Source organism: Escherichia sp. WS1118, assembly GCF_046487695.1.
Taxonomy (GTDB): domain Bacteria; phylum Pseudomonadota; class Gammaproteobacteria; order Enterobacterales; family Enterobacteriaceae; genus Escherichia; species Escherichia coli.
The window spans coordinates 18,214-40,538 of the sequence record NZ_JBJQIZ010000004.1 but is presented as its reverse complement, the minus strand read 5'-3'; the positions used below and the strand labels follow the sequence as shown (position 1 = coordinate 40,538).

Here is a 22,325-nt window from a genome sequence, read left to right as displayed (position 1 = left end):
CGTTTACAATAACCATTCCACGGGCAATATCGACGCCAGTTTGACCATAACCCGCTTCCAGAAACTGGTGGCGGGTTCTTTTTTCAGAATAATCTCTTTCTTTGAATGACGATCAACCCAGTTGATCCGTCCCCACCTGTCCAGACGGAGCTGCCAGGCCGCATCATACTGGCTCTGAATAAAGCGTTTATCAATTAACTGTGCCAGCGTTTCGCTCTCTATCACGAAGCCCATTTCAGTATTGAGCAACGTTGAACGCGGATCGAAATTGAAAGAGCCGATAAACACCGTTTTACCATCGATACTAAAGGTTTTAGCATGCAGGCTGGCCCCTGAATTACCGGTTATGCCGCGATCGTGTAACGTACTACTTTGTTCACGCGTCGGCTTGAGTTCATATAATTCCACCCCATAGCGGAGCAATTTTTTGCGCCAGCGCGCGTATCCTGCATGGACGACAGCAACATCGTTAGCGGCAAGAGAATTGGTTAGGATCGCAATCTTTACCCCTTTTCTCACCATCCGTAAGAGTTGCGCCACACCTGCACGTGTCGGTACAAAATAGGAAGAGATAATATCGATGCGTTCACTGGGTGAGCCCATGATATCGAACAGGCGCTGCGGTAACAGTGAATGCCGTTTTGCCTTGCCCTCCCCTTTCGCCGGATCATCACTTAATAAACGTGTTTTCGCCCAGATAAGCGACAACGTTCCATCAACCAGATGATTTATAAACGGACTGGATTCCATTTTGCGTAAATAACGATGCGTCATGGCATCGTCATGCCAGGATGCCGGTAACTCGATGCGATCCGCCATTTCACCTTCCGGGACATCCAGCACCTGCTGTAAGGGGGAAACCGATTTGCAATACCAATAGCGGGCGAAATCATCGGCAACGTCCTCTACCACGGGTCCTATTGCCATGACATCTAAATCCGAAAAAAGTGGCTCTTCCCCTGCACCAAAATAGGCATCACCAATATTTCGTCCTCCCACCAGCGTCACCACGCCATCGACAGTGAAACTTTTATTGTGCATACGGCGATTGAGACGGGAAAAGTCGGTGATATAACCAAGCGGACGTAGCAAGCGAAACGAGAAAGGATTAAAAAGCCGGACTTCAATGCGTGGATGGCTGTCAAGCAAGCGTAAAATGTTATCAAGTCCGGGCGTATTGTTGTCGTCCAGCAACAAACGGACGCGAACGCCACGCTTTGCTGCGGCTAACAGGGCGGAAAAGAGTAACCGACCCGACATATCGTCCTGCCAGATGTAATACTGAACATCCAGCGTATGCTCTGCCATTTCGGCCAGACGATACCGGGCGGCAAACGCATCCAGACTTTTCTCCAGAGGAAAAAGGCCACACTGACCGGGATGTTGCGAACACAGTGGCAGCACCGCGCTCGCCAGCCGGGGCAAATCATTCATCTCCTTGTTGAGTAAGGAGTCTTTCGTAGAGGTGGGCGTTTTCTTCATCATAACAGACAAAGTATACCTGTTCGGGTAAAGCGTGACGGGTAATAAATTCTGAAACGGTTTTTACTGCGATTTCAGCCGCTGCCGCACGAGGGTAACCATAAACTCCAGTACTGATTGCAGGAAAAGCCACTGACGTATAGCTGTTTGCTGCCACCAGTCGCAGGCTATTGAGATAGGCATCCTGCAAAAGCTGGTCTTCGTTTTGTTCACCACCACGCCAGACTGGCCCGACGGTGTGCACTACGGCTTTCGCGGGAAGATCGCCTGCAAGCGTAATAACGGCATGCCCCGTAGGGCAATCGCCCTGCTGCTGCCTGACTTTTAAACAGGCATCCAGCAGGGCCGGACCCGCTGCGCGATGAATGGCCCCATCGACGCCGCCGCCTCCCATTAATGACGGATTAGCCGCATTCACAATCACATCAACGGCCAGTTTGGTAATATCACCCTGCACAACATGAATACGCGTTTTCATAACGCCTCCTTACACCTTCTTGTTTCTTAAGTGTACAGCAGGCTTTTTGGTTAAATCGCATTTTTCTGCTCAGCAACGTGAGTTGTTCAGAAACTTAGTTATATTCGATGTTCATTACAGCCAGCTTTTTCTGTTTATCAAGATACTGCACTTTTACTGAGGCTATTTGCGCGTTTTTAACATTGCCGCTCATTAACGCTTTGCTGGAATAGGTTCTGCCCGGAACAGAGCCATTCTGCGGGCAGTTCATTTCTACGGGTGTTGACTGGGTGCTGACGTCACATGCCGGTTCCACAATTTGGCCATTAAAGTGGATCACGCCCCCTTGCGCGGTGCTTCCTGCGATGGCAATAAAAGGAAAAAACATACTGCCGAGCATTAGAGAGTCTAAAAAAGGTCTGAACATTTATTCTATTTCCTCAATGATTAGTCATCCTTGAGGGTTGTGTTATCCATACTTTCAGGTTGGCTGATCCGCAGCAGACCATTCTCTCCAGATTCATCTTATGCTCGATATTTCAACAAATTAAGACTTTTCTGAAGAGGGCGGCCATTGTTGTGATAAATGAAGTGACTGTCCATCAGAAACAGTAACAACTATTTTCACCCGATCGTCCGGGGAAATATTTAAACTCAACTTCGTCAAAGCAATGAGTTGATTAGCAGGCAATGAAAGGGTCTTTTCTTGCTTCGTCTGACTTTGCCCTGAACTGCCTTCGCGCAGGGACAATATTTGTACTCTGCACAGACAAGATTGAGTAAGAGTGACTTCAGGAATAATGGTGTACATATCCCCTTGCTGGGTCGTATTAAAGGTTATCTGACTGGAAAGTGCCGCAAGGAGTAATAACGCATTCATATTCTTCTCCCGAAAAAAAACAGGGCTTGCGCCCTGTTTCTTTCATACTGATGATGTATTAGTACTGATGAGCGGTCGCGTTGTTACCAAAGCCAACCTGAGTGACGTTAACGCTGGAGTTAGATGCAGTCTGGTCAACAGCAGCACCGTTACCGCCACCGAACTGTTTAACAGTCATAGTAGAATCTTTACCATTCCACTGATCAAGAGTAGCGCTGTTGCCGAAACCACGCTGAGTCAGATCGATTGAGCTGTCATCAGAACCTTGGCCCACATCTGCGCCATTACCGCCGCCGTGCTGGGTAATGGTCAGATCAGAGTTACGGGCGTCAGCTTGCAGAGCAAGAGCAGAGTTACCGCCACCGTACTGGTAAATATTCAGCTCTGAATTCGGGCCGCTGTTATTACCGCCACCACCGTGGTTGCCACCGCCGCCGCCGTACTGAGGAACAACACCTGCCAGAGCGCTACCAGAGAATACGATTGCTGCAATTGCTGCTACTTTTAAAAGTTTCATGTAAAACCCCCATCGGATTGATTTAAAAGTCGAATGGAAATTAACGTTGTGTCACGCGAATAGCCATTTGCGACTGTCTCTGCACTACAATTGCCGTTTTTTGAGTACCATACTGTGTAATATTTGCTTTATTACCAGAACCTTTCTGGATAATCATCGCAGTATTACCATAAGCACCTTGCGAAATACTGGCATCGTTGGCACTGCCCGCCTGATCAATATATGCAAGGTTATAATCTCCTGTCTGATCAATCTTTGCCCGGTTGCTACTACCTTCTTGCGCAACAACCGCCAAAAGTTTTGAGCCTCCCTGCCGTAACTGAGCACTATTATTAGTCCCAGCTTGACCAATTATGGCTGCCTGATTAAATGAAGACTTACTCAATTCATTTACCGCAAAGTTATATTCTGAATTAGCTAAATCATAACCTGCTGCGGCTGCAATCCCAGGCGCACCCAGTATTGTTAACATCATAAATAACAATTTGTTTTTCATGTTGTCACCCTGGACCTGGTCGTACATTTAAGAAATTAAATCATTTCAACTTGGTTGTTAACGCAACCTGTATTTTGTTAACGCTGCGTTACGATGGAAAGTATGTCTGCGGAAATATTTTTAATAACTCACCCGCACGTTGTATTTTTCTTTTTTTGTTCATACCAAAGTATTAAAACCCACGTAAATACGCTGTTATCTACGCAAAAATATTTTGTTTTCTTTTAAATCTCCGTTTTCCGCTATCAAAAATCACCAGACAGTCATTCTTCTTGCCCGTCGCTGATTGCTGCGATATGTCTTGCGCACAAGCCGTGACAAACCTCGTCTTTTTGCAGTAAAAAATTGTCCACGGTGGTATGGAGAAAAAACAAGAACGTTTTTCATGACGAAAGGACTACAGCGAAATATTTTTTATATGCATTATTAGTAAGTTAGCACCATTTGTATGATTTTTTAAAATTGTGCAATAAAAACCAAATGTACAACTTTTCTATCATTTATAAACTTAATAAAACCTTAAGGTTAACATTTTAATATAACGAGTTACATTTAGTTACATGTTTAACACTTGATTTAAGATTTGTAATGGCTAGATTGAAATCAGATGTAATCCATTAGTTTTATATTTTACCCATTTAGGGCTGATTTATTACTACACACAGCAGTGCAACATCTGTCAGTACTTCTGGTGCTTCTATTTTAGAGGCAGCTGTCAGGTGTGCGATCAATAAAAAAAGCGGGGTTTCATCATGTTTAATGAAGTCCATAGTATTCATGGTCATACATTATTGTTGATCACTAAACCTTCTTTGCAGGCGACAGCTCTCTTGCAGCACCTTAAACAATCGCTGGCAATTACAGGAAAATTACATAATATTCAACGTTCTCTGGACGATATATCTTCAGGCTCTATTATTCTTCTGGATATGATGGAAGCGGATAAAAAGCTTATCCATTATTGGCAGGATACTTTGAGCAGGAAAAACAACAATATCAAAATATTGTTGCTAAATACGCCTGAAGATTACCCGTACCGCGACATTGAAAACTGGCCTCATATCAACGGCGTTTTTTATGCCATGGAGGATCAAGAACGTGTTGTCAATGGGTTGCAAGGCGTCCTGCGCGGCGAATGCTACTTTACGCAAAAGCTTGCCAGTTACCTGATTACGCATTCAGGTAACTATCGTTATAACAGCACGGAATCAGCCCTCCTTACTCATCGGGAAAAAGAGATCCTGAATAAGCTGCGTATCGGCGCGTCTAATAACGAGATCGCTCGTTCGTTGTTCATCAGCGAAAATACGGTTAAAACGCATCTTTATAATCTTTTCAAGAAGATAGCCGTAAAAAACCGGACACAAGCGGTTTCCTGGGCAAACGATAACCTCAGGCGATAAAGACATGAAACGTTATTTACGCTGGATTGTGGCGGCAGAATTTCTGTTCGCCGCAGGGAATCTTCACGCCGTTGAGGTAGAAGTCCCGGGATTGTTAACTGACCATACTGTTTCATCTATTGGCCATGATTTTTACCGAGCCTTTAGTGATAAATGGGAAAGTGACTATACGGGTAACTTAACGATTAATGAAAGGCCCAGTGCACGATGGGGAAGCTGGATCACAATAACGGTGAATCAGGACGTTATTTTCCAGACTTTTTTATTTCCGTTGAAAAGAGACTTCGAGAAAACTGTCGTCTTTGCACTGATTCAAACTGAAGAAGCACTAAATCGTCGCCAGATAAACCAGGCGTTATTAAGTACGGGCGATTTGGCGCATGATGAATTTTAAATAAAAAATTGTTCGGAGGCTGCAATGCGTGTCAAACATGCAGTAGTTCTACTCATGCTTATTTCGCCATTAAGTTGGGCTGGAACCATGACTTTCCAGTTCCGTAATCCAAACTTTGGTGGTAACCCAAATAATGGCGCTTTTTTGTTAAATAGCGCTCAGGCCCAAAACTCTTATAAAGATCCGAGCTATAACGATGACTTTGGTATTGAAACGCCCTCGGCGTTAGATAACTTTACTCAGGCCATCCAGTCACAAATTTTGGGTGGGCTACTGTCGAATATTAATACCGGTAAACCGGGCCGCATGGTGACCAACGATTATATTGTTGATATTGCTAACCGCGATGGTCAATTGCAGTTGAACGTGACAGATCGTAAAACCGGACAAACCTCGACCATCCAGGTTTCGGGTTTACAAAATAACTCAACCGATTTTTAAGCCCCAGCTTCATAAGGAAAATAATCATGCAGCGCTTATTTCTTTTGGTTGCCGTCATGTTACTGAGCGGATGCTTAACCGTCCCGCCTAAAGAAGCCGCCAGACCGACATTAATGCCTCGTGCTCAGAGCTACAAAGATTTGACCCATCTGCCAGCGCCGACGGGTAAGATCTTTGTTTCGGTATACAACATTCAGGACGAAACCGGGCAATTTAAACCCTACCCGGCAAGTAACTTCTCCACTGCTGTTCCGCAAAGCGCCACGGCAATGCTGGTCACGGCATTGAAAGATTCTCGCTGGTTTATACCGCTGGAGCGCCAGGGCTTACAAAACCTGCTTAACGAGCGCAAGATTATTCGTGCGGCACAAGAAAACGGCACGGTTGCCATTAATAACCGAATCCCGCTGCAATCTTTAACGGCGGCAAATATCATGGTTGAAGGTTCAATTATCGGTTATGAAAGCAACGTTAAATCGGGCGGTGTTGGGGCAAGATATTTTGGGATCGGTGCAGACACGCAATACCAGCTCGATCAGATTGCCGTGAACCTGCGTGTCGTCAATGTGAGTACCGGTGAGATCCTCTCCTCGGTGAACACCAGTAAGACGATACTTTCCTATGAAGTTCAGGCCGGGGTTTTCCGCTTTATTGACTACCAGCGCTTGCTGGAAGGGGAAGTGGGTTACACCTCGAACGAACCCGTTATGCTGTGCCTGATGTCGGCTATCGAAACAGGGGTCATTTTCCTGATTAATGATGGTATTGACCGTGGTCTGTGGGATTTGCAGAACAAAGCAGAACGGCAGAATGACATTCTGGTGAAATACCGCCATATGTCGGTTCCACCGGAATCCTGATAGATAAAAATGCCGGAATTAATAATCCGGCATTTTACTGTTTAAGCGAAAGCGTGAGTGCCCCTCACGCTTTATTTTTGATTTGCTGCTCACGGTGAGCGGTCTTCGTACTACGCGCCGCCAGCCACAGGCCGCTGTTTTTCATTGCGTAACCAAATACCAGTCCGAGCGCCAGCGAAGGTAACACCAGTTTCCAGTCACCCTGCCCGGCAAACGTCGCGCATGCGCCTATAAACGTTCCCGGAACAAATGAAAGCAGCAGCTGTTTGGCCTGAATACACATCAGAAACGCGACAATACCGGTTATGACATAACCGAGAATTTCCAGATGTGGTGCCAGTGCACTACCGTAAATAATGACCATCGCCCACACCACGCCACTAAGCAGGGTTGCAGCGGAGATCGCCAGCCCTTTCAGCCCACCTTGCGGGCAGGCAAAGTAGGCCGTACAGCCCAGGAAGCCCGCCCAGCTTAGTAAGCCCAGGGAAACAGCCACCCATCCCCAGATACCGGAGAGAATGCCTGTTGTGATTGCAATAGAGAGAAGTATGTTCATGCCGCGCATGATAGCAGAAAACGCGGCCATGAATGAGATCGAGCACACATTTTATGCAACAACAAATTATCTGTTGCAGTTATGAGTGATGCAGATCACATTTACTCTTCAGAATCTTCTTCCAGCTCGTCCCACATTGCACTAATAGCATCGCGGGTTAGCGGTGCCATGGTGCGCCAGAAAGGCGTAGTTGCATGGGCCTCCACTTTGCCAAGGAACGCACCACACCAGGGTAACAGATACTCACTGAACAGTGTTTCCAGTGCTTCGCTCTCATCTTCCGTTGACTGATCTTCCAGCCAGGAAGCCGCGAGCAGCAATGTGCCGATGTGATCGGCTGGCGTATCCGCTAATGGCATCCCCCGTTCGGAAAGAAAAGCGCGCACTTCCGCTTCCGTCGCGCCCTCAACCCATGCGCTACGATATGGCGGCACAGCACATTCATCGCCGATAAACAACGCATTGTAATCGGCAGAGACTTGCGCCATATCACAGCTTTTCTGTAAACGCGTCAGTAACTCATCCTGCTCCAGTGGCCAGTTCGCAGCCAGTTTCCCCTCACGAATCAGGGTAAACAGCGGCACCAGTAAAGGATCTTGCGGTTGGCGGTAATAGAGCGAACCCAGCACACGACAGAGGATAGAAAACTCGTTCATTAATATATTTCCATTACTAGTAATTAAAGGTCTGCAAATTCCGCAATCGGTGCCATACCGCGAGATTCAAGGAAGTTCAGTAAGCGGCGCGGAGAAACATTCAAAATGCGCTCTGGCGGAAAATCTACCGCGTCGAGGATTTTAAGACACTCTTCAAATTCACCCATGGTAAACGCGGTGTGAGAATCCGAGCCTAATGCCACCCAACCTCCAGCGTCACGTACCGCTGCGGCTACCGCACGACAATTGTCTTCACTTCCCTTACGTGAGTGTAAAAAAGAGGAATTATTGATTTCCAGCGCCACCTGATGTTTCGCGGCTGCTTCAGCAACGGCTTTAACATCTATTTCATATTTCGGATTTCCGGGATGGCTTATTATATGCACATTGCCGCTGGCGATAGTGGCGATCATCGCTTGCGTATTGGTCGCTTTGTCATGCGGCGCAAACACCGGCTCATGAAAACCGGCAATAATCAGATCCAGCGAATCAAACATTTTGCCACTGCAGTCAATTTCACCGTCAACATTTTTAATGTTAGCTTCGATGCCGCGTAGGATCCCAACCCCATCAACCACTCGCGGCCAGATACGCATGTTAATGAAGTGCCAGTGATGCGGCGCATCTTCCATATCCGGGCCATGATCGGTGATCGCAAAAAGTTTAATGCCCTTTTGTTTGGCCTGGGCAATGTAATCACTCAATGTGCTATATGCATGCGTGCTGGCAACGGTATGCATATGAAGGTCGACGGGATACATAACTCTCTCCTGTATTCAATTCCCGCCAAGGATAGCAGGAAACCAGATGCTTTATTAGTAGCCGCGTGCGCGGTCGACTTGCCCGCAGAGCCTCTCCCCTTTTTCGAGCTGGGCAATGGTGCGAGAAATGTACTCCACAGCTTCAGCTGGACGGGTAATCGCGGCGACATGTGGTGTTATCGTCACGCGTGGATGTTGCCAGAGCAGACTTTCCGGCGGTAAGGGTTCACGATTAAAAACATCCAACATTGCGCCTTTAACTTTCCCGCTATCCAGCGCCGCGAGCAGGTCATCTTCCACGACATGAACACCACGCGCCAGGTTGAGGAGATACGCGCCATCCGGTAATTTTTCGATTAATTGTTGATTAATAATGCCGACGGTTTCAGGGGTATTCGGTAACAGATTAATCAATACCCGGCATTGGCTCAGAAATGCAGACAGTTCTTCTCGTCCGGCAAAGCTTTGCACGCCAGGCCACGATTTACGGGTTCGACTCCAGCAACGCAGCGGGAAGCGCCAGGTTTGCAGACTCTGTGCAACTTTACTGCCCAGTACGCCTGCGCCCAAAATGCCGATGGTAAAATCTTCCCGATGATATTCAGGAAGCGGTTGCCAATGCGAACTATTTTGCTGGATGCGGTAATCGTCAAAACGTCGAAACCAATGCAGCACCTGACTGACAGCATATTCCTGCATTTGCTCGCCCATACCGGTATCTTCCAGGCGAAAAAGTGGAACAGAAGGCTTCAGCATTTCAGGGTGTGCCTGTAGCTTGCTCAAAATAGAATCAACACCGGCCCCGAGTGCGAACACCGCTTTAAGATCGCGCCCTGCCAGCATTTCAACTGGAGGATGCCAGACTAAAGCATAATCAGCAGAGTCATTATCTCCGCTTTTCCATGCTCTGACTCTTGCCTGAGGAATAGCTTTGCGCAGTGCCTCAATCCACCATTGGGTATCGAACGTTGGGTGATAAAAGATGATGTCCATACTGACTCCCGAAAAGCGTTGCGCAAAATTTATTCGCACTTATCGTTATGATCTACAAAGGCCACCAGCATAACAAATCCGTGGTCGGTGGCAAAAAAAGCAGATTTCGCTTATTAAAACTGCATATTGATTGAAGTTTGAATAAACGCGCGATTTTTTAAAAAAGTTTGTTGACCTCAGGTCATGATTTCCCTAAATTAGCGCCCGTTCCAGCAAGACAGGAACAACAATTTGGTGAGGTGTCCGAGTGGCTGAAGGAGCACGCCTGGAAAGTGTGTATACGGCAACGTATCGGGGGTTCGAATCCCCCCCTCACCGCCATATTTAAAGAAGAGCTCGTACGAAAGTACGAGCTTTTTTTTCGTATATTGCATAGACCGGGGGGATGAGAAGCCCCAGGCGGAGGTCGACAACTAGCGACAGACTCATTCATCATCCTTGCGGTTGATAAGAATTTCTGCCTCTTTTACTACCACCTTATTACGCCCGGTCTCTTTCGCCTCGTAAAGTGCGTTATCAGCCAGTTGATAGATCTCCTTAGGGTTTAACTCATTTTTCTGCGTTACAACAGCGCCAATACTAATCGTCACTTTTTGTGGTATGGCGTATTCAGGATTATCACCAGTTAAACGCTCAACATTTTCCCGAATCCTTTCCGCTAAAGCTTTCGCACGTTCAGTATCGATGTCCGTCAGCAAGACGCCAAACTCTTCGCCGCCGACGCGCGCAAAAAGGTCATCTGGCCGTATGCTTTTCCCAATGATACTCACCACTGTTTTTATCACCTGATCGCCAACCGGATGCCCCCAGGTGTCGTTGACTTTTTTGAAGTGGTCGATATCCATAATCATGACGCAATAAGGCGTTTTTTTGGCCGATGCTGATTGAACTGTCAGTTCATTAAAAAAATAATTTCTGTTAAATATATTGGTTAAGGAATCGCGATGTGCAATGTCCTTTGTTACTCGTAGCGCACTGAATATATGGCACATAAATATTACCATAACGGTTAACTTACTGACTACTTCAATAGTGCGACTAATATACCAAATGGACACGCTATACCTGCTCATAAATAAAAGAGAGACATTGTACAGTACGGCACAAAAAGCAATCACCGTCACTCCATTCCAGATATCACAGCGTAAACCATTAAAGTATAGATTAACTGAAAGCAAGGTTAACCACATGAAAATCATTATGGTAACATATGATGTTTTCCAAACCACCTGATCATTTTCATTGGTTAACTCGGCAATGTGTAAATTGTAGCTCTCATAATGACTAGAAAGTATGTGAGCAACTATCGGCCCCCCAACAACAAAAAACAAACTTATGCACAAAGTCATTTTTTTGGAAAATAAATTGCGCTGTTTTGTGTTTTCACTAACTTTATTCACCAATGCCAGAAATATTAATATGCACAAACTCATCTGACGAAACAAATAATAGATTGCAATGTCATTTTGAACAACACTGCTTGTCAAACGCCCCTCAATAATTTGCTGAATGATAATGACGGTTTTAATAAAGTAAATCAAACAACTTAGAAAAGCCAAACTAAGTATACAGTTTGAAAATTGCCTACGGTCATAAATGAAATACAACTGCATAAAAATAAATGCAACAGTATCGATAAAAAATAAAGCAATCATAACCATCAGATAGGTTGATCGTGGAACAACTTCCTCAACGGTTGGCTGATTGAACCAACTATTAACCAAAACCAATGCAAGCCCAAACAATAAGCTCACTAATACAGTACTACTAATTCCCAAATAGTCTTTTTCCATAAAGCTACACCAACCTGTAGGTTGTAGATCCCTTTTTATTATTAATAGATATAAGAACTGTACTGTTGTCAATATGAAAATCCACCCACAAACAATACCGATGATGATAGTTGCAGAATGCAATTATTATCACTTTAATGCTTTATATATTTTTTGCTGCAAGGCAGGCTTGCAAATACTTATAAAGGATTATAATAAAATCATTATAAAGCATTAATTAATAGATACATTAGGAATAACAATTAAATTCGTGAGTGCAGTAGCGCTGCCTTTCATCAGGACTTTCGAAAAATCCGAAATTATGCATCGGAATTTACTGATTTAATTATTTTAATCCTAATTTATTTTGAAAAAGGCATTGGGATTTATGCCGTATTCCTGAAGATCCTCATCATTGGAATGGATTTTCGGGCGAGAAAAGGATTTTATATGGACAATCTGCTCATCATTTCTTCTTCTCATCATCAACAATTCACGTGTCTCTTCCGCGTTTAATAACGGATTATGAGATGCAAAAATATCTTTCTTTTCAGTTACCTGTAATTAGATATAGAGAGAGATTTTGGCAATACATGGAGTAATACAGGATGTATTCAAGTAGCAGAAAAAGGTGCCCGAAAACCAAATGGGCTTTGAAACTTCTTACTGCCGCATTTTTAGCAGCGAGTCCCGCGGCGAAGAGTGCTGTTAATAACGCCTATGATGCATTAATTATCGAAGCTCGCAAGGGAAATACTCAGCCAGCTTTGTTATGGTTTGCACAAAAATCAGCACTCAGTAATAACCAAATTGCTGACTGGTTACAGATTGCCTTATGGGCCGGGCAAGATAAACAGGTTATTACCGTTTACAACCGCTACCGTCATCAGCAATTACCAGCGCGTGGTTATGCAGCTGTCGCCGTCGCTTATCGTAACCTGCAACAATGGCAAAACTCGCTTACACTGTGGCAAAAGGCACTCTCTCTGGAGTCGCAAAATAAGGATTATCAACGGGGACAAATTTTAACCCTGGCAGATGCGGGTCACTATGATTCTGCGCTGGTTAAACTTAAGCAGCTTAACTCTGGAGCACCGGACAAAGCTAATTTACTCGCAGAAGCCTATATCTATAAACTGGCGGGGCGGCATGAGGATGAATTACGGGCGATGACAGGGTCATTACCTGAAAATGCCTTAACGCAACAATATCCCACAGAATACGTGCAGGCATTACGGAATAATCAACTTGCTGCCGCGATTGACGATGCCAATTTAACGCCAGATATTCGCGCTGATATTCATGCCGAACTGGTCAGACTGTCGTTTATGCCTACGCGCAGTGAAAGTGAACGTTATGCCATTGCCGATCGCGCCCTCGCCCAATACGCTGCATTAGAAATTCTGTGGCATGATAACTCAGACCGCACTGCCCAGTACCAGCGTATTCAGGTTGATCATCTTGGCGCGTTATTAACTCGCGATCGTTATAAAGACGTTATTTCTCACTATCAGCGTTTAAAAAATACGAGGCAAATTATTCCGCCCTGGGCGCAATATTGGGTTGCGTCGGCTTATCTCAAAGAACAGCAGCCAAAAAAAGCACAGTCAATAATGACAGAGCTCTTTTATCACAAGGAGACCATTGCCCCGGATTTATCCGATGAAGAACTTGCGGATCTCTTTTACAGCCACCTGGAGAGTGAAAATTATCCCGGCGCGCTAACTGTCACCCAACATACCATTAATACTTCGCCGCCTTTCCTTCGGTTAATGGGCACGCCTACGAGCATCCCGAATGATACCTGGTTACAGGGGCATTCGTTTCTCTCAACCGTAGCAAAATATAGTAATGATCTTCCTCAGGCTGAAATGATAGCCAGAGAGCTTGCTTATAACGCACCAGGAAATCAGGGACTGCGCATTGATTACGCGAGTGTGTTACAAGCCCGCGGTTGGCATCGTGCAGCAGAAAATGAATTAAAAAAAGCAGAAGTGATCGAGCCACGTAATATTAATCTGGAGGTTGAACAAGCATGGACAGCATTAACGTTACAAGAATGGCAGCAGGCAGCTGTCTTAACGCACGATGTTGTCGAACGTGAACCGCAAGATCCCGGCGTTGTACGTTTAAAACGTGCGGTTGATGTACATAATCTTGCAGAGCTTCGTATAGCTGGTTCAACAGGAATTGATGCCGAAGGCCCGGATAGTGGTAAACATGATGTCGACTTAACCACCATCGTTTATTCACCACCGCTGAAGGATAACTGGCGCGGTTTTGCTGGATTCGGTTATGCCGATGGACAATTTAGCGAAGGAAAAGGGATTGTTCGCGACTGGCTGGCGGGTGTTGAGTGGCGGTCACGTAATATCTGGCTCGAGGCGGAGTACGCTGAACGCGTTTTCAATCATGAGCATAAACCCGGCGCGCGCCTGTCTGGCTGGTATGATTTTAATGATAACTGGCGTATTGGTTCGCAACTGGAACGCCTCTCTCACCGCGTTCCATTACGGGCAATGAAAAATGGTGTTACAGGCAACAGTGCTCAGGCTTATGTTCGCTGGTATCAAAATGAGCGGCGTAAGTACGGTGTCTCCTGGGCTTTCACTGATTTTTCCGACAGTAACCAGCGTCAGGAAGTCTCACTTGAGGGTCAGGAACGCATCTGGTCTTCACCATATTTGATTGTCGATTTCCTACCCAATCTGTATTACGAACAAAATACAGAACACGACACTCCATACTACAACCCTATAAAAACGTTCGATATTGTTCCGGCATTTGAGGCAAGTCATTTGTTATGGCGAAGCTATGAAAATAGCTGGGAGCAAATCTTCAGCGCAGGTGTTGGTGCCTCCTGGCAAAAACATTATGGCACGGATGTCGTCACCCAACTCGGCTACGGGCAACGTATTAGCTGGAATGACGTGATTGATGCTGGCGCAACGCTACGCTGGGAAAAACGACCTTATGACGGTGACAGAGAACACAACTTATACGTTGAATTCGATATGACATTCAGATTTTAAGGATAAATATGTTACGTAATGGAAATAAATATATCCTGATGCTGGTGAGTATAATTATGCTCACTGCGTGCATTAGCCAGTCAAGAACATCATTTATACCGCCACAGGATCGCGAATCTTTACTCGCCGAGCAACCGTGGCCGCATAATGGTTTTGTGGCGATTTCATGGCATAACGTTGAAGACGAAGCTGCCGACCAGCGTTTTATGTCAGTGCGGACATCAGCACTGCGTGAACAATTTGCCTGGCTGCGCGAGAACGGTTATCAACCGGTCAGTATTGCTCAAATTCGTGAAGCACATCGAGGAGGAAAACCGCTACCGGAAAAAGCAGTAGTGCTGACTTTTGATGACGGCTACCAGAGTTTTTATACCCGCGTCTTCCCAATTCTTCAGGCCTTCCAGTGGCCTGCTGTATGGGCCCCCGTCGGCAGTTGGGTCGATACGCCAGCGGATGAACAAGTAAAATTTGGCGATGAGATGGTCGATCGAGAATATTTTGCCACGTGGCAACAAGTGCGAGAAGTTGCGCGTTCCCGGCTCGTTGCGGTCGCTTCTCATACATGGAATTCTCACTACGGTATTCAGGCTAATGCCACCGGCAGCTTATTGCCTGTATATGTAAATCGTGCATATTTTACTGACCACGCACGGTATGAAACCGCAGCAGAATACCGGGAAAGAATTCGTCTGGATGCTGTAAAAATGACGGAATACCTGCGTACAAAGGCTAAGGTAAATCCACACGTTTTTGTTTGGCCTTATGGCGAAGCGAATGGCATAGCGATAGAGGAATTAAAAAAACTCGGTTATGACATGTTCTTCACCCTTGAATCAGGTTTGGCAAATGCGTCACAATTGGATTCCATTCCGCGAGTATTAATCGCCAATAATCCCTCATTAAAAGAGTTTGCCCAGCAAATTATTACCGTACAGGAAAAATCACCACAACGGATAATGCATATCGATCTTGATTACGTTTATGACGAAAACCACCAGCAAATGGATCGCAATATTGATGTGCTAATTCAGCGGGTGAAAGATATGCAAATATCAACCGTGTATTTGCAGGCATTTGCTGATCCCGATGGTGATGGGCTGGTCAAAGAGGTCTGGTTTCCAAATCGTTTGCTACCAATGAAAGCAGATATTTTTAGTCGGGTTGCCTGGCAATTACGTACCCGCTCAGGTGTAAACATCTATGCGTGGATGCCGGTATTAAGCTGGGATTTAGATCCCACATTAACGCGAGTAAAATACTTACCGACTGGGGAGAAAAAAGCACAAATTCATCCTGAACAATATCGCCGTCTCTCTCCTTTCGATGACAGAGTCAGAGCACAAGTTGGCATGTTATATGAAGATCTTGCCGGACATGCTGCTTTTGATGGCATATTGTTCCACGATGATGCTTTGCTTTCAGATTATGAAGATGCCAGTGCACCGGCTATCACGGCTTATCAGCAAGCAGGCTTTAGCGGGAGTCTGAGCGAAATTCGACAAAACCCGGAGCAATTTAAACAGTGGACCCGCTTTAAAAGTCGTGCGTTAACTGACTTCACTTTAGAACTTAGTGCGCGCGTAAAAGCCATTCGCGGTCCACATGTTAAAACTGCACGAAATATTTTTGCACTTCCGGTAATACAACCTGAAAGTGAAGCGTGGTTTGCACAGAATTATGCTGATTTCCTAAAAAGCTATGACTGGACCGCTATTATGGCTATGCCTTATATGGAAGGTGTCGCAGAAAAATCGGCTGACCAATGGTTAATACAATTGACCAATCAAATTAAAAACATCCCTCAGGCTAAAGACAAATCTATTTTAGAATTACAGGCACAAAACTGGCAGAAAAATGGTCAGCATCAGGCTATTTCTTCGCAACAACTCGCTCACTGGATGAGCCTATTACAACTGAATGGAGGGAAAAACTATGGTTATTATCCCGACAATTTTCTGCATAACCAACCTGAAATAGACGTTATTCGTCCTGAGTTTTCAACAGCCTGGTATCCGAAAAATGATTAATCGCATCGTATCGTTTTTTATATTATGTCTGGTGTTATGCATCCCCCTATGCGTAGCGTACTTTCACTCTGGTGAACTGATGATGAGGTTCGTTTTCTTCTGGCCGTTTTTTATGTCTATTATGTGGATTGTTGGCGGCGTCTATTTCTGGGTCTATCGTGAACGCCACTGGCCGTGGGGAGAAAACGCACCAGCCCCCCAGTTGAAAGATAATCCGTCTATCTCCATTATCATTCCCTGTTTTAATGAGGAGAAAAACGTTGAGGAAACCATACACGCCGCTTTAGCACAGCGTTATGAGAACATTGAAGTTATTGCCGTAAATGACGGTTCAACAGACAAAACCCGTGCCATCCTGGATCGCATGGCTGCACAAATTCCCCACCTGCGGGTCATTCATCTGGCGCAAAACCAGGGGAAAGCCATTGCGCTTAAAACCGGAGCTGCCGCGGCGAAAAGTGAATATCTGGTGTGCATTGATGGCGATGCGTTATTAGACCGCGATGCGGCGGCATATATTGTGGAACCGATGTTGTACAACCCGCGTGTGGGTGCCGTAACCGGTAATCCTCGTATTCGAACACGTTCTACCCTGGTGGGTAAAATTCAGGTTGGCGAGTATTCCTCAATTATTGGTTTGATCAAGCGAACCCAGCGTATCTATGGAAACGTATTTACCGTTTCCGGTGTTATTGCCGCATTTCGTCGCAGCGCCCTGGCAGAAGTGGGTTACTGGAGTGACGATATGATCACCGAAGATATTGATATTAGCTGGAAGCTGCAGTTGAATCAGTGGGCGATTTTTTACGAGCCACGGGCGCTGTGCTGGATATTAATGCCTGAAACGTTAAAAGGGCTGTGGAAACAGCGCCTGCGCTGGGCTCAGGGCGGTGCAGAAGTATTCCTCAAAAATATGACAAGGTTGTGGCGCAAAGAAAACTTTCGAATGTGGCCGCTGTTTTTTGAATACTGCCTGACGACAATATGGGCCTTCACTTGCCTGGTCGGTTTCATTATTTACGCAGTCCAACTTGCCGGTGTACCGTTAAATATTGAATTGACACATATCGCTGCGACACATACTGCCGGAATATTATTGTGTACGTTATGTTTACTGCAATTTATTGTCAGCCTGATGATCGAGAATCGCTATGAGCATAATCTGACTTCATCGCTTTTCTGGATTATTTGGTTCCCGGTTATTTTCTGGATGCTGAGTCTGGCAACGACATTGGTATCATTTACACGAGTCATGTTGATGCCTAAAAAGCAACGCGCCCGTTGGGTAAGTCCCGATCGCGGGATTCTGAGAGGTTAATATGAACAATTTAATTATTACGACCCGACAATCGCCAGTACGTTTAATGGTTGATTATGTTGCCACAACCATCTTATGGACATTATTTGCTTTGTTCATATTCTTATTCGCAATGGATCTGCTGACGGGTTATTACTGGCAAAGCGAGGCCAGAAGCCGACTTCAGTTCTATTTTTTGCTGGCAGTGGCGAATGCCGTCGTGTTAATTGTCTGGGCGCTGTACAATAAGCTACGTTTTCAAAAACAGCAGCATCATGCAGCCTACCAATATACGCCGCAAGAATATGCTGAGAGCTTAGCAATACCTGATGAGCTCTATCAGCAACTACAAAAAAGCCACAGGATGAGCGTACACTTCACCAGCCAGGGGCAAATAAAAATGGTGGTTTCAGAAAAAGCGCTAGTCCGGGCGTAAACACCCAAAACAAAGCCCGGTTCGCCCGGGCTCTGCGCCGATAATACACTTAACTGTATGCATGTAGCGTACGTTGGCAAAGTGCCGAACGTACGCAATCCTCTTTACCGAATCGGACGATCCCGACCATTTCATCTTCTTCGAAACGTTCCAGCGCGTCACTTAATCCGGAGCGCACGCCGCGAGGCAAATCGCATTGCGTGATATCACCGTTGACGATAACCGTCACGTTCTCCCCGAGGCGGGTTAAAAACATTTTCATTTGCGCGGCAGTCACATTCTGCGCCTCGTCAAGAATGACGACTGCATTTTCAAAGGTACGTCCACGCATATAGGCGAACGGCGCAATTTCCACCTTCCCTATTTCCGGTCGCAGGCAGTACTGCATAAAGGAAGTCCCTAAGCGACGGACCAGCACGTCGTAGACCGGGCGAAAATAGGGAGCAAACTTTTCTGCGATATCACCAGGTAAGAAGCCAAGATCTTCATCAGCTTGCAGAACTGGACGGGTGACGATAATCCTGTCGACATCCTTATGTATCAGGGCCTCTGCCGCTTTTGCTGCGCTGATCCAGGTTTTTCCGCACCCGGCTTCGCCCGTGGCGAATATCAGCTGCTTACTCTCAATAGCCTTCAGATAGTGCAATTGCGCTTCATTTCGCGCGAGGATGGGCGAGGTATCGCGACTGTCGCGGGCCATACCAATGGCTTCTACGCCGCTCATCTGCACAAGCGAGGTGACCGATTCTTCTTCACGCTGCTTATGGCTGCGCGAATCCCGTCTCAGCACACGTTTTGCCTCGCGACGAGCTTTGATCACTGCTTTTTGTCTTCCCATGGAGAGCACCTTGAGTTGTTTGTATTCATCACACGCGCCGTTGGCAGCGCGATTATGCGCACGAACATCAGAGGGTTGGCTTCCTTGTAAGCCATAGTTTGCTTTTGGATAAAATGCCGAAAAACGGCTACGCACACCGTTTGCGGCGTCGGTAACACGAGTAAAGAGAGGAAGTGAGAAAAATACAGAGTGACGAAGTTGCTACCGGAGGAGAAATCTCCGCGAGTGGTGGAGCCTTGCTTAACAAAACATTGTCCAGAACAGGACGTTACCATCCGCGATCTCCATAGTGACTGACTATCACTGCCGGGAACTTCCGCTGCTACTTAATAAGTACAACAGATCTCGCATTCATTGCAACAATATATTCACTTATATTTAACTATAAAACACCATTTCAGTGACATTAGTTTCTACTGGAAAGATGACAGAGTGATGACAGTGATGAAAAAAGCTGTGTGCTTTCAGCAGGATTCGCATCAGGCATCAGCGCACGAACGCCGGATGCGGCGTGAACGCCTGATCCAGCCTACCAAACCCGCACCGATTGTAGGCATGATAAGACGCGCAAGCGTCGCATCAGGCATCTGCGCACGAATGCCTTATCCGCCTAAAAACATTAAACCCGCAATAATGCGCTTCCGAGATAATCGTTCGCGTCCTTCACTCCCGGCAGCGCAAAGAAATAGCCGCCACCGATAGGTTTGACATATTCCTCCAGCGCCTCGCCATTCAACCTTTTTTGTACTGTCAGGAAGCCCTTTTCCAGATCGTGTTGGTAGCAGACAAACAGTAACCCCATATCGAGTTGCCCGGAATTGGTGACGCCCAACGAATAACTGTAGCCACGACGCAGCATCAGGCTGGACTCACTCTCTGGCGTGCGGGGATTCGCCAGCCGGATATGGCTGTCCAGCGCAATCACCTTCCCTTCCGGATCGCTAGCGTAATCGGGAACATCATGCTCATGCAGCATGCCCAGCGGCGCACCGGTTTGCTTATCACGACCAAATATCGTCTGCTGCTCTTTCAGCGGCGTTCTGTCCCAAAATTCCACCCGAAACTGAATCAAGCGTACTGCCTGATAGCTGCCACCGATTGTCCACGCAGGCTCCTGCTGATCTGCCGTCACCCACACCACTTTTTGCATCAACTTCGCATTCTGGCTATCGGGATTGGCGGTGCCGTCTTTAAAGCCCAGCAAATTTATCGGCGTCTCTTTGCCTTTACTACGCGCTGCGTGGTCGGAAATAAACCCTTCCCGCTTCCAGCGCACGCTGAGCAAATCCGGCGTGTGTTTGATGATATCGCGCAGCGCATGGATCACCGTGTCCTGGGTGTTGGCGCAAATTTGTAGCAACACATCACCATGACATAACGCCGCATCCAGCGAGTCGTTAGGGAAACGCGTCATCTTCTGCAACTTTTTTGGCATCTGTGGCGCAAGGCCAAAGCGCTCATCAAACAATGAGTGACCCACCGATAACGTGATGGTGAGATTATCGGGCGCAATGTAGCCGCCAAGAATGCCGGAATCGAGTGGTGGCAGGCGCGGATTTGGCGTTTCTGGTGCAGCTCCGCCCTGAGTCAGAAAAGCAAAACGCTGAGTCAACAAGCGAAACAACCGTTCAAGATCGGCTTTATCGCTGGCAAGCACATCAAACGCCACCAGCATCATTGCAGCCTGTTGTGGTGTCAGGATCCCTGCCTGATGCTCACCATAAAACGGCTGTTTCTCATTGCGTGCATCCGGTGAAAGCGTACCCGGCGCACTTTGCGTTTTTTGTGCATGAGCGACCGGACAACTTCCCGCCAGCGCCAGCGCACCAATCCCTTTCAGTAAACGTCGGCGTGACGGTTCATTCACGCCGTTTTCATCTTCATACTGCATAACGCTTAGTCCAGCCCCAGCACACCGCGAAGTTGCGCCAGATCTTCCGCCAGCGCAGTAATCGGTCCTTTCAGTGCATTCCGGTCAGCATCGGTCAGTTTGTCGTAATTTTCAAAACCGTCTTTAGTACGGTATTTCGCCAGAATGGTATCGACCTTTTTGAAGTTGGCATCGACTTTTGCCAACAGTTCCGGATTCGCTTTTTGTAGTTGTGGACGCAGCAGATCGACAATTTTCTGCGAGCCTTCAACGTTAGCCTGGAAATCCCACAGATCGGTGTGGCTGTAGCGATCTTCTTCACCGCTGATTTTGCTGGCTGCCACTTCCTCAATCAGTCCGGCTGCACCGCCGACCACTTTTGAAGGAGGGAAAGCCAGTTCACTGATGCGTTTTTGCAAATCGACCACATCGGTATAAAGCTGGTCAGCATACTTATCCATCCCTTTGGTGGTGTTATCGCCAAACAATGCTTTTTCCAGACGGTGGAAACCGGTGAATTTCGGATCGGCGGATTTTTGCTCGTAATCATCTTCACGGGCGTCAATGCTGCCATCCAGATCGGAGAACAGTTCAGCAATCGGTTCGATGCGCTCATAGTGCTGGCGCGTCGGCGCATACAGTGCTTTCGCTTTTTCGATATCGCCTGCTTTAATAGCGTCGGTAAAGGCTTTGGTGTCGGTCACCAGTTGCGTGGTTTCCGCCATGACATACGCTTTATATGCAGTAATTGCACCACCAAGACTTAACAGCGCATCACTTTGCGCCGCATCCGCCGTTGCTTCACCTTTGACGATCAACTTCCCTTTCGGGTTAGTCAGCAGACCGCAGGTCATATCGTATTCGCCAGGCTGTAAATTCGCCGTCATTTTCTGGCTAAAACCAGGGGCGATATTTTCCCGCTCTTCCACCACCATCACGCCTTTGAGGATCTCCCACTCCAGCGCCTTCTGGCTGTGGTTCTGAATAATGAACTGCGTTTTCCCGGCGTTAACCGTAATGGTCATCGGCTCGCACTGCTTATCCGTCACGGTCACTTTGACTTGCGGAATATCAGCGGCGTTAGCCATAAAAGCAGAAGAGAACAGCGCAGCCACGCTCAACTGCAATGCGTTACGGCGGAAGTTAATGGTCATGAC

The 22,325-nt window shown here is 46.6% G+C and carries 22 protein-coding genes and 1 tRNA gene; 9 read left to right on the top strand and 14 right to left on the bottom strand.

The features are described 5' to 3' along the window. Positions 1 to 3: 3 nt before the first annotated feature. The 6 genes from clsC to csgB form a co-directional block, all read right to left on the bottom strand. A complete protein-coding gene (gene clsC, locus ACJHYO_RS08355; protein WP_139815366.1) occupies positions 4 to 1,485 on the bottom strand; it encodes a cardiolipin synthase ClsC in 1,482 nt (493 codons plus the stop codon). After that, entirely contained in the window at positions 1,427 to 1,960 is a 534-nt protein-coding gene (gene ymdB, locus ACJHYO_RS08350; RefSeq protein ID WP_000857405.1) for an O-acetyl-ADP-ribose deacetylase, read from the bottom strand. Before ymdB ends, clsC begins: the two co-directional genes overlap by 59 nt. Positions 1,961 to 2,054: 94 nt before the next feature. Then, entirely contained in the window at positions 2,055 to 2,366 is a 312-nt protein-coding gene (locus tag ACJHYO_RS08345) for a type 1 fimbrial protein (RefSeq protein WP_085455304.1), read from the bottom strand. A gap of 120 nt (positions 2,367 to 2,486) precedes the next feature. Then, positions 2,487 to 2,819, bottom strand: coding sequence for a curli assembly chaperone CsgC (gene csgC, locus ACJHYO_RS08340; protein WP_000992815.1), 333 nt, complete (start codon positions 2,817 to 2,819; stop codon positions 2,487 to 2,489). A gap of 58 nt (positions 2,820 to 2,877) precedes the next feature. Beyond that, positions 2,878 to 3,336 (bottom strand): curli major subunit CsgA, encoded by a 459-nt coding sequence (gene csgA / locus ACJHYO_RS08335; RefSeq protein ID WP_000771429.1) that lies wholly within the window; start codon positions 3,334 to 3,336, stop codon positions 2,878 to 2,880. A gap of 40 nt (positions 3,337 to 3,376) precedes the next feature. Further along, entirely contained in the window at positions 3,377 to 3,832 is a 456-nt protein-coding gene (gene csgB / locus ACJHYO_RS08330) for a curli minor subunit CsgB (RefSeq protein WP_000791650.1), read from the bottom strand. Positions 3,833 to 4,584: 752 nt separating this feature from the next. Between csgB and csgD the strand changes: the two genes are divergently transcribed. Genes csgD through csgG form a run of 4 tightly spaced genes read left to right on the top strand, consistent with a single transcriptional unit; the run spans position 4,585 to position 6,930 of the window. Further along, on the top strand, positions 4,585 to 5,235 hold the full coding sequence (gene csgD / locus ACJHYO_RS08325) for a biofilm master transcriptional regulator CsgD (RefSeq protein WP_000481500.1): 651 nt from the start codon (positions 4,585 to 4,587) through the stop codon (positions 5,233 to 5,235). A 4-nt stretch (positions 5,236 to 5,239) separates the two neighbouring features. Further along, complete coding sequence (gene csgE, locus ACJHYO_RS08320; protein ID WP_000833288.1) at positions 5,240 to 5,629, top strand: curli production assembly/transport protein CsgE; 390 nt, start codon at positions 5,240 to 5,242, stop codon at positions 5,627 to 5,629. A 24-nt stretch (positions 5,630 to 5,653) separates the two neighbouring features. Beyond that, the gene (csgF, locus tag ACJHYO_RS08315; protein ID WP_001264088.1) at positions 5,654 to 6,070 is read left to right on the top strand and encodes a curli production assembly/transport protein CsgF; all 417 of its coding nucleotides are present in this window, start codon (positions 5,654 to 5,656) and stop codon (positions 6,068 to 6,070) included. Between the two features lie 26 nt (positions 6,071 to 6,096). Further along, on the top strand, positions 6,097 to 6,930 hold the full coding sequence (gene csgG, locus ACJHYO_RS08310; protein WP_001189332.1) for a curli production assembly/transport protein CsgG: 834 nt from the start codon (positions 6,097 to 6,099) through the stop codon (positions 6,928 to 6,930). 64 nt (positions 6,931 to 6,994) lie between these two features. Here the strand turns inward: csgG and ACJHYO_RS08305 are convergent, their stop codons facing one another. From ACJHYO_RS08305 to ghrA, 4 genes are all read right to left on the bottom strand, one after another. Beyond that, positions 6,995 to 7,486, bottom strand: a complete 492-nt coding sequence (locus tag ACJHYO_RS08305; RefSeq protein ID WP_001309402.1) for a DUF1097 domain-containing protein — start codon at positions 7,484 to 7,486, stop codon at positions 6,995 to 6,997. 101 nt (positions 7,487 to 7,587) lie between these two features. Further along, positions 7,588 to 8,142: a molecular chaperone YcdY gene (gene ycdY / locus ACJHYO_RS08300; RefSeq protein WP_001001909.1), complete on the bottom strand. Its 555-nt coding sequence runs from the start codon at positions 8,140 to 8,142 to the stop codon at positions 7,588 to 7,590. A gap of 23 nt (positions 8,143 to 8,165) precedes the next feature. After that, positions 8,166 to 8,903: a zinc-binding phosphatase gene (ycdX, locus tag ACJHYO_RS08295; protein WP_000283664.1), complete on the bottom strand. Its 738-nt coding sequence runs from the start codon at positions 8,901 to 8,903 to the stop codon at positions 8,166 to 8,168. 54 nt (positions 8,904 to 8,957) lie between these two features. After that, entirely contained in the window at positions 8,958 to 9,896 is a 939-nt protein-coding gene (ghrA, locus tag ACJHYO_RS08290; protein WP_000351287.1) for a glyoxylate/hydroxypyruvate reductase GhrA, read from the bottom strand. Positions 9,897 to 10,129: 233 nt separating this feature from the next. Here ghrA and ACJHYO_RS08285 point away from each other — a divergent pair. Then, positions 10,130 to 10,217: transfer RNA gene (locus ACJHYO_RS08285), tRNA-Ser, on the top strand. Positions 10,218 to 10,321: 104 nt separating this feature from the next. On the opposite strand, the gene ACJHYO_RS08280 is transcribed toward ACJHYO_RS08285, so the two are convergent. Beyond that, positions 10,322 to 11,689 (bottom strand): GGDEF domain-containing protein, encoded by a 1,368-nt coding sequence (locus tag ACJHYO_RS08280; protein ID WP_000409834.1) that lies wholly within the window; start codon positions 11,687 to 11,689, stop codon positions 10,322 to 10,324. A gap of 587 nt (positions 11,690 to 12,276) precedes the next feature. Here ACJHYO_RS08280 and pgaA point away from each other — a divergent pair. Genes pgaA through pgaD form a run of 4 tightly spaced genes read left to right on the top strand, consistent with a single transcriptional unit; the run spans position 12,277 to position 18,460 of the window. After that, positions 12,277 to 14,700, top strand: a complete 2,424-nt coding sequence (gene pgaA / locus ACJHYO_RS08275) for a poly-beta-1,6 N-acetyl-D-glucosamine export porin PgaA (protein WP_000287440.1) — start codon at positions 12,277 to 12,279, stop codon at positions 14,698 to 14,700. A gap of 8 nt (positions 14,701 to 14,708) precedes the next feature. Next, a complete protein-coding gene (pgaB, locus tag ACJHYO_RS08270; RefSeq protein WP_001764411.1) occupies positions 14,709 to 16,727 on the top strand; it encodes a poly-beta-1,6-N-acetyl-D-glucosamine N-deacetylase PgaB in 2,019 nt (672 codons plus the stop codon). Then, a complete protein-coding gene (pgaC, locus tag ACJHYO_RS08265; protein ID WP_000610446.1) occupies positions 16,720 to 18,045 on the top strand; it encodes a poly-beta-1,6-N-acetyl-D-glucosamine synthase in 1,326 nt (441 codons plus the stop codon). Before pgaB ends, pgaC begins: the two co-directional genes overlap by 8 nt. A 1-nt stretch (position 18,046) precedes the next feature. After that, positions 18,047 to 18,460 carry a poly-beta-1,6-N-acetyl-D-glucosamine biosynthesis protein PgaD gene (gene pgaD, locus ACJHYO_RS08260; protein ID WP_001061099.1) on the top strand — a complete coding sequence of 138 codons (414 nt, stop codon included), beginning with the start codon at positions 18,047 to 18,049 and terminating at the stop codon, positions 18,458 to 18,460. A gap of 49 nt (positions 18,461 to 18,509) precedes the next feature. Here pgaD and phoH read toward each other — a convergent pair whose 3' ends face one another. The 3 genes from phoH to efeO all read right to left on the bottom strand — a co-directional run bounded on the left by phoH (position 18,510) and on the right by efeO (position 22,322). Beyond that, entirely contained in the window at positions 18,510 to 19,298 is a 789-nt protein-coding gene (gene phoH, locus ACJHYO_RS08255; RefSeq protein WP_001764410.1) for a phosphate starvation-inducible protein PhoH, read from the bottom strand. A 619-nt stretch (positions 19,299 to 19,917) separates the two neighbouring features. Further along, positions 19,918 to 21,189 carry an iron uptake transporter deferrochelatase/peroxidase subunit gene (gene efeB, locus ACJHYO_RS08250; protein WP_085455303.1) on the bottom strand — a complete coding sequence of 424 codons (1,272 nt, stop codon included), beginning with the start codon at positions 21,187 to 21,189 and terminating at the stop codon, positions 19,918 to 19,920. A 5-nt stretch (positions 21,190 to 21,194) separates the two neighbouring features. Beyond that, positions 21,195 to 22,322, bottom strand: coding sequence for an iron uptake system protein EfeO (gene efeO, locus ACJHYO_RS08245; RefSeq protein ID WP_000154386.1), 1,128 nt, complete (start codon positions 22,320 to 22,322; stop codon positions 21,195 to 21,197). Between the last annotated feature and the right edge of the window lie 3 nt (positions 22,323 to 22,325).

Coding starts and splice junctions, on each gene's coding strand:
- clsC (WP_139815366.1), bottom strand. CDS start 1,485: ATGATGAAGAAAACGCCCACCTCTACGAAAGACTCCTTACTCAACAAG.
- ymdB (WP_000857405.1), bottom strand. CDS start 1,960: ATGAAAACGCGTATTCATGTTGTGCAGGGTGATATTACCAAACTGGCC.
- ACJHYO_RS08345 (WP_085455304.1), bottom strand. CDS start 2,366: ATGTTCAGACCTTTTTTAGACTCTCTAATGCTCGGCAGTATGTTTTTT.
- csgC (WP_000992815.1), bottom strand. CDS start 2,819: ATGAATGCGTTATTACTCCTTGCGGCACTTTCCAGTCAGATAACCTTT.
- csgA (WP_000771429.1), bottom strand. CDS start 3,336: ATGAAACTTTTAAAAGTAGCAGCAATTGCAGCAATCGTATTCTCTGGT.
- csgB (WP_000791650.1), bottom strand. CDS start 3,832: ATGAAAAACAAATTGTTATTTATGATGTTAACAATACTGGGTGCGCCT.
- csgD (WP_000481500.1), top strand. CDS start 4,585: ATGTTTAATGAAGTCCATAGTATTCATGGTCATACATTATTGTTGATC.
- csgE (WP_000833288.1), top strand. CDS start 5,240: ATGAAACGTTATTTACGCTGGATTGTGGCGGCAGAATTTCTGTTCGCC.
- csgF (WP_001264088.1), top strand. CDS start 5,654: ATGCGTGTCAAACATGCAGTAGTTCTACTCATGCTTATTTCGCCATTA.
- csgG (WP_001189332.1), top strand. CDS start 6,097: ATGCAGCGCTTATTTCTTTTGGTTGCCGTCATGTTACTGAGCGGATGC.
- ACJHYO_RS08305 (WP_001309402.1), bottom strand. CDS start 7,486: ATGAACATACTTCTCTCTATTGCAATCACAACAGGCATTCTCTCCGGT.
- ycdY (WP_001001909.1), bottom strand. CDS start 8,142: ATGAACGAGTTTTCTATCCTCTGTCGTGTGCTGGGTTCGCTCTATTAC.
- ycdX (WP_000283664.1), bottom strand. CDS start 8,903: ATGTATCCCGTCGACCTTCATATGCATACCGTTGCCAGCACGCATGCA.
- ghrA (WP_000351287.1), bottom strand. CDS start 9,896: ATGGACATCATCTTTTATCACCCAACGTTCGATACCCAATGGTGGATT.
- ACJHYO_RS08280 (WP_000409834.1), bottom strand. CDS start 11,689: ATGGAAAAAGACTATTTGGGAATTAGTAGTACTGTATTAGTGAGCTTA.
- pgaA (WP_000287440.1), top strand. CDS start 12,277: ATGTATTCAAGTAGCAGAAAAAGGTGCCCGAAAACCAAATGGGCTTTG.
- pgaB (WP_001764411.1), top strand. CDS start 14,709: ATGTTACGTAATGGAAATAAATATATCCTGATGCTGGTGAGTATAATT.
- pgaC (WP_000610446.1), top strand. CDS start 16,720: ATGATTAATCGCATCGTATCGTTTTTTATATTATGTCTGGTGTTATGC.
- pgaD (WP_001061099.1), top strand. CDS start 18,047: ATGAACAATTTAATTATTACGACCCGACAATCGCCAGTACGTTTAATG.
- phoH (WP_001764410.1), bottom strand. CDS start 19,298: ATGGGAAGACAAAAAGCAGTGATCAAAGCTCGTCGCGAGGCAAAACGT.
- efeB (WP_085455303.1), bottom strand. CDS start 21,189: ATGCAGTATGAAGATGAAAACGGCGTGAATGAACCGTCACGCCGACGT.
- efeO (WP_000154386.1), bottom strand. CDS start 22,322: ATGACCATTAACTTCCGCCGTAACGCATTGCAGTTGAGCGTGGCTGCG.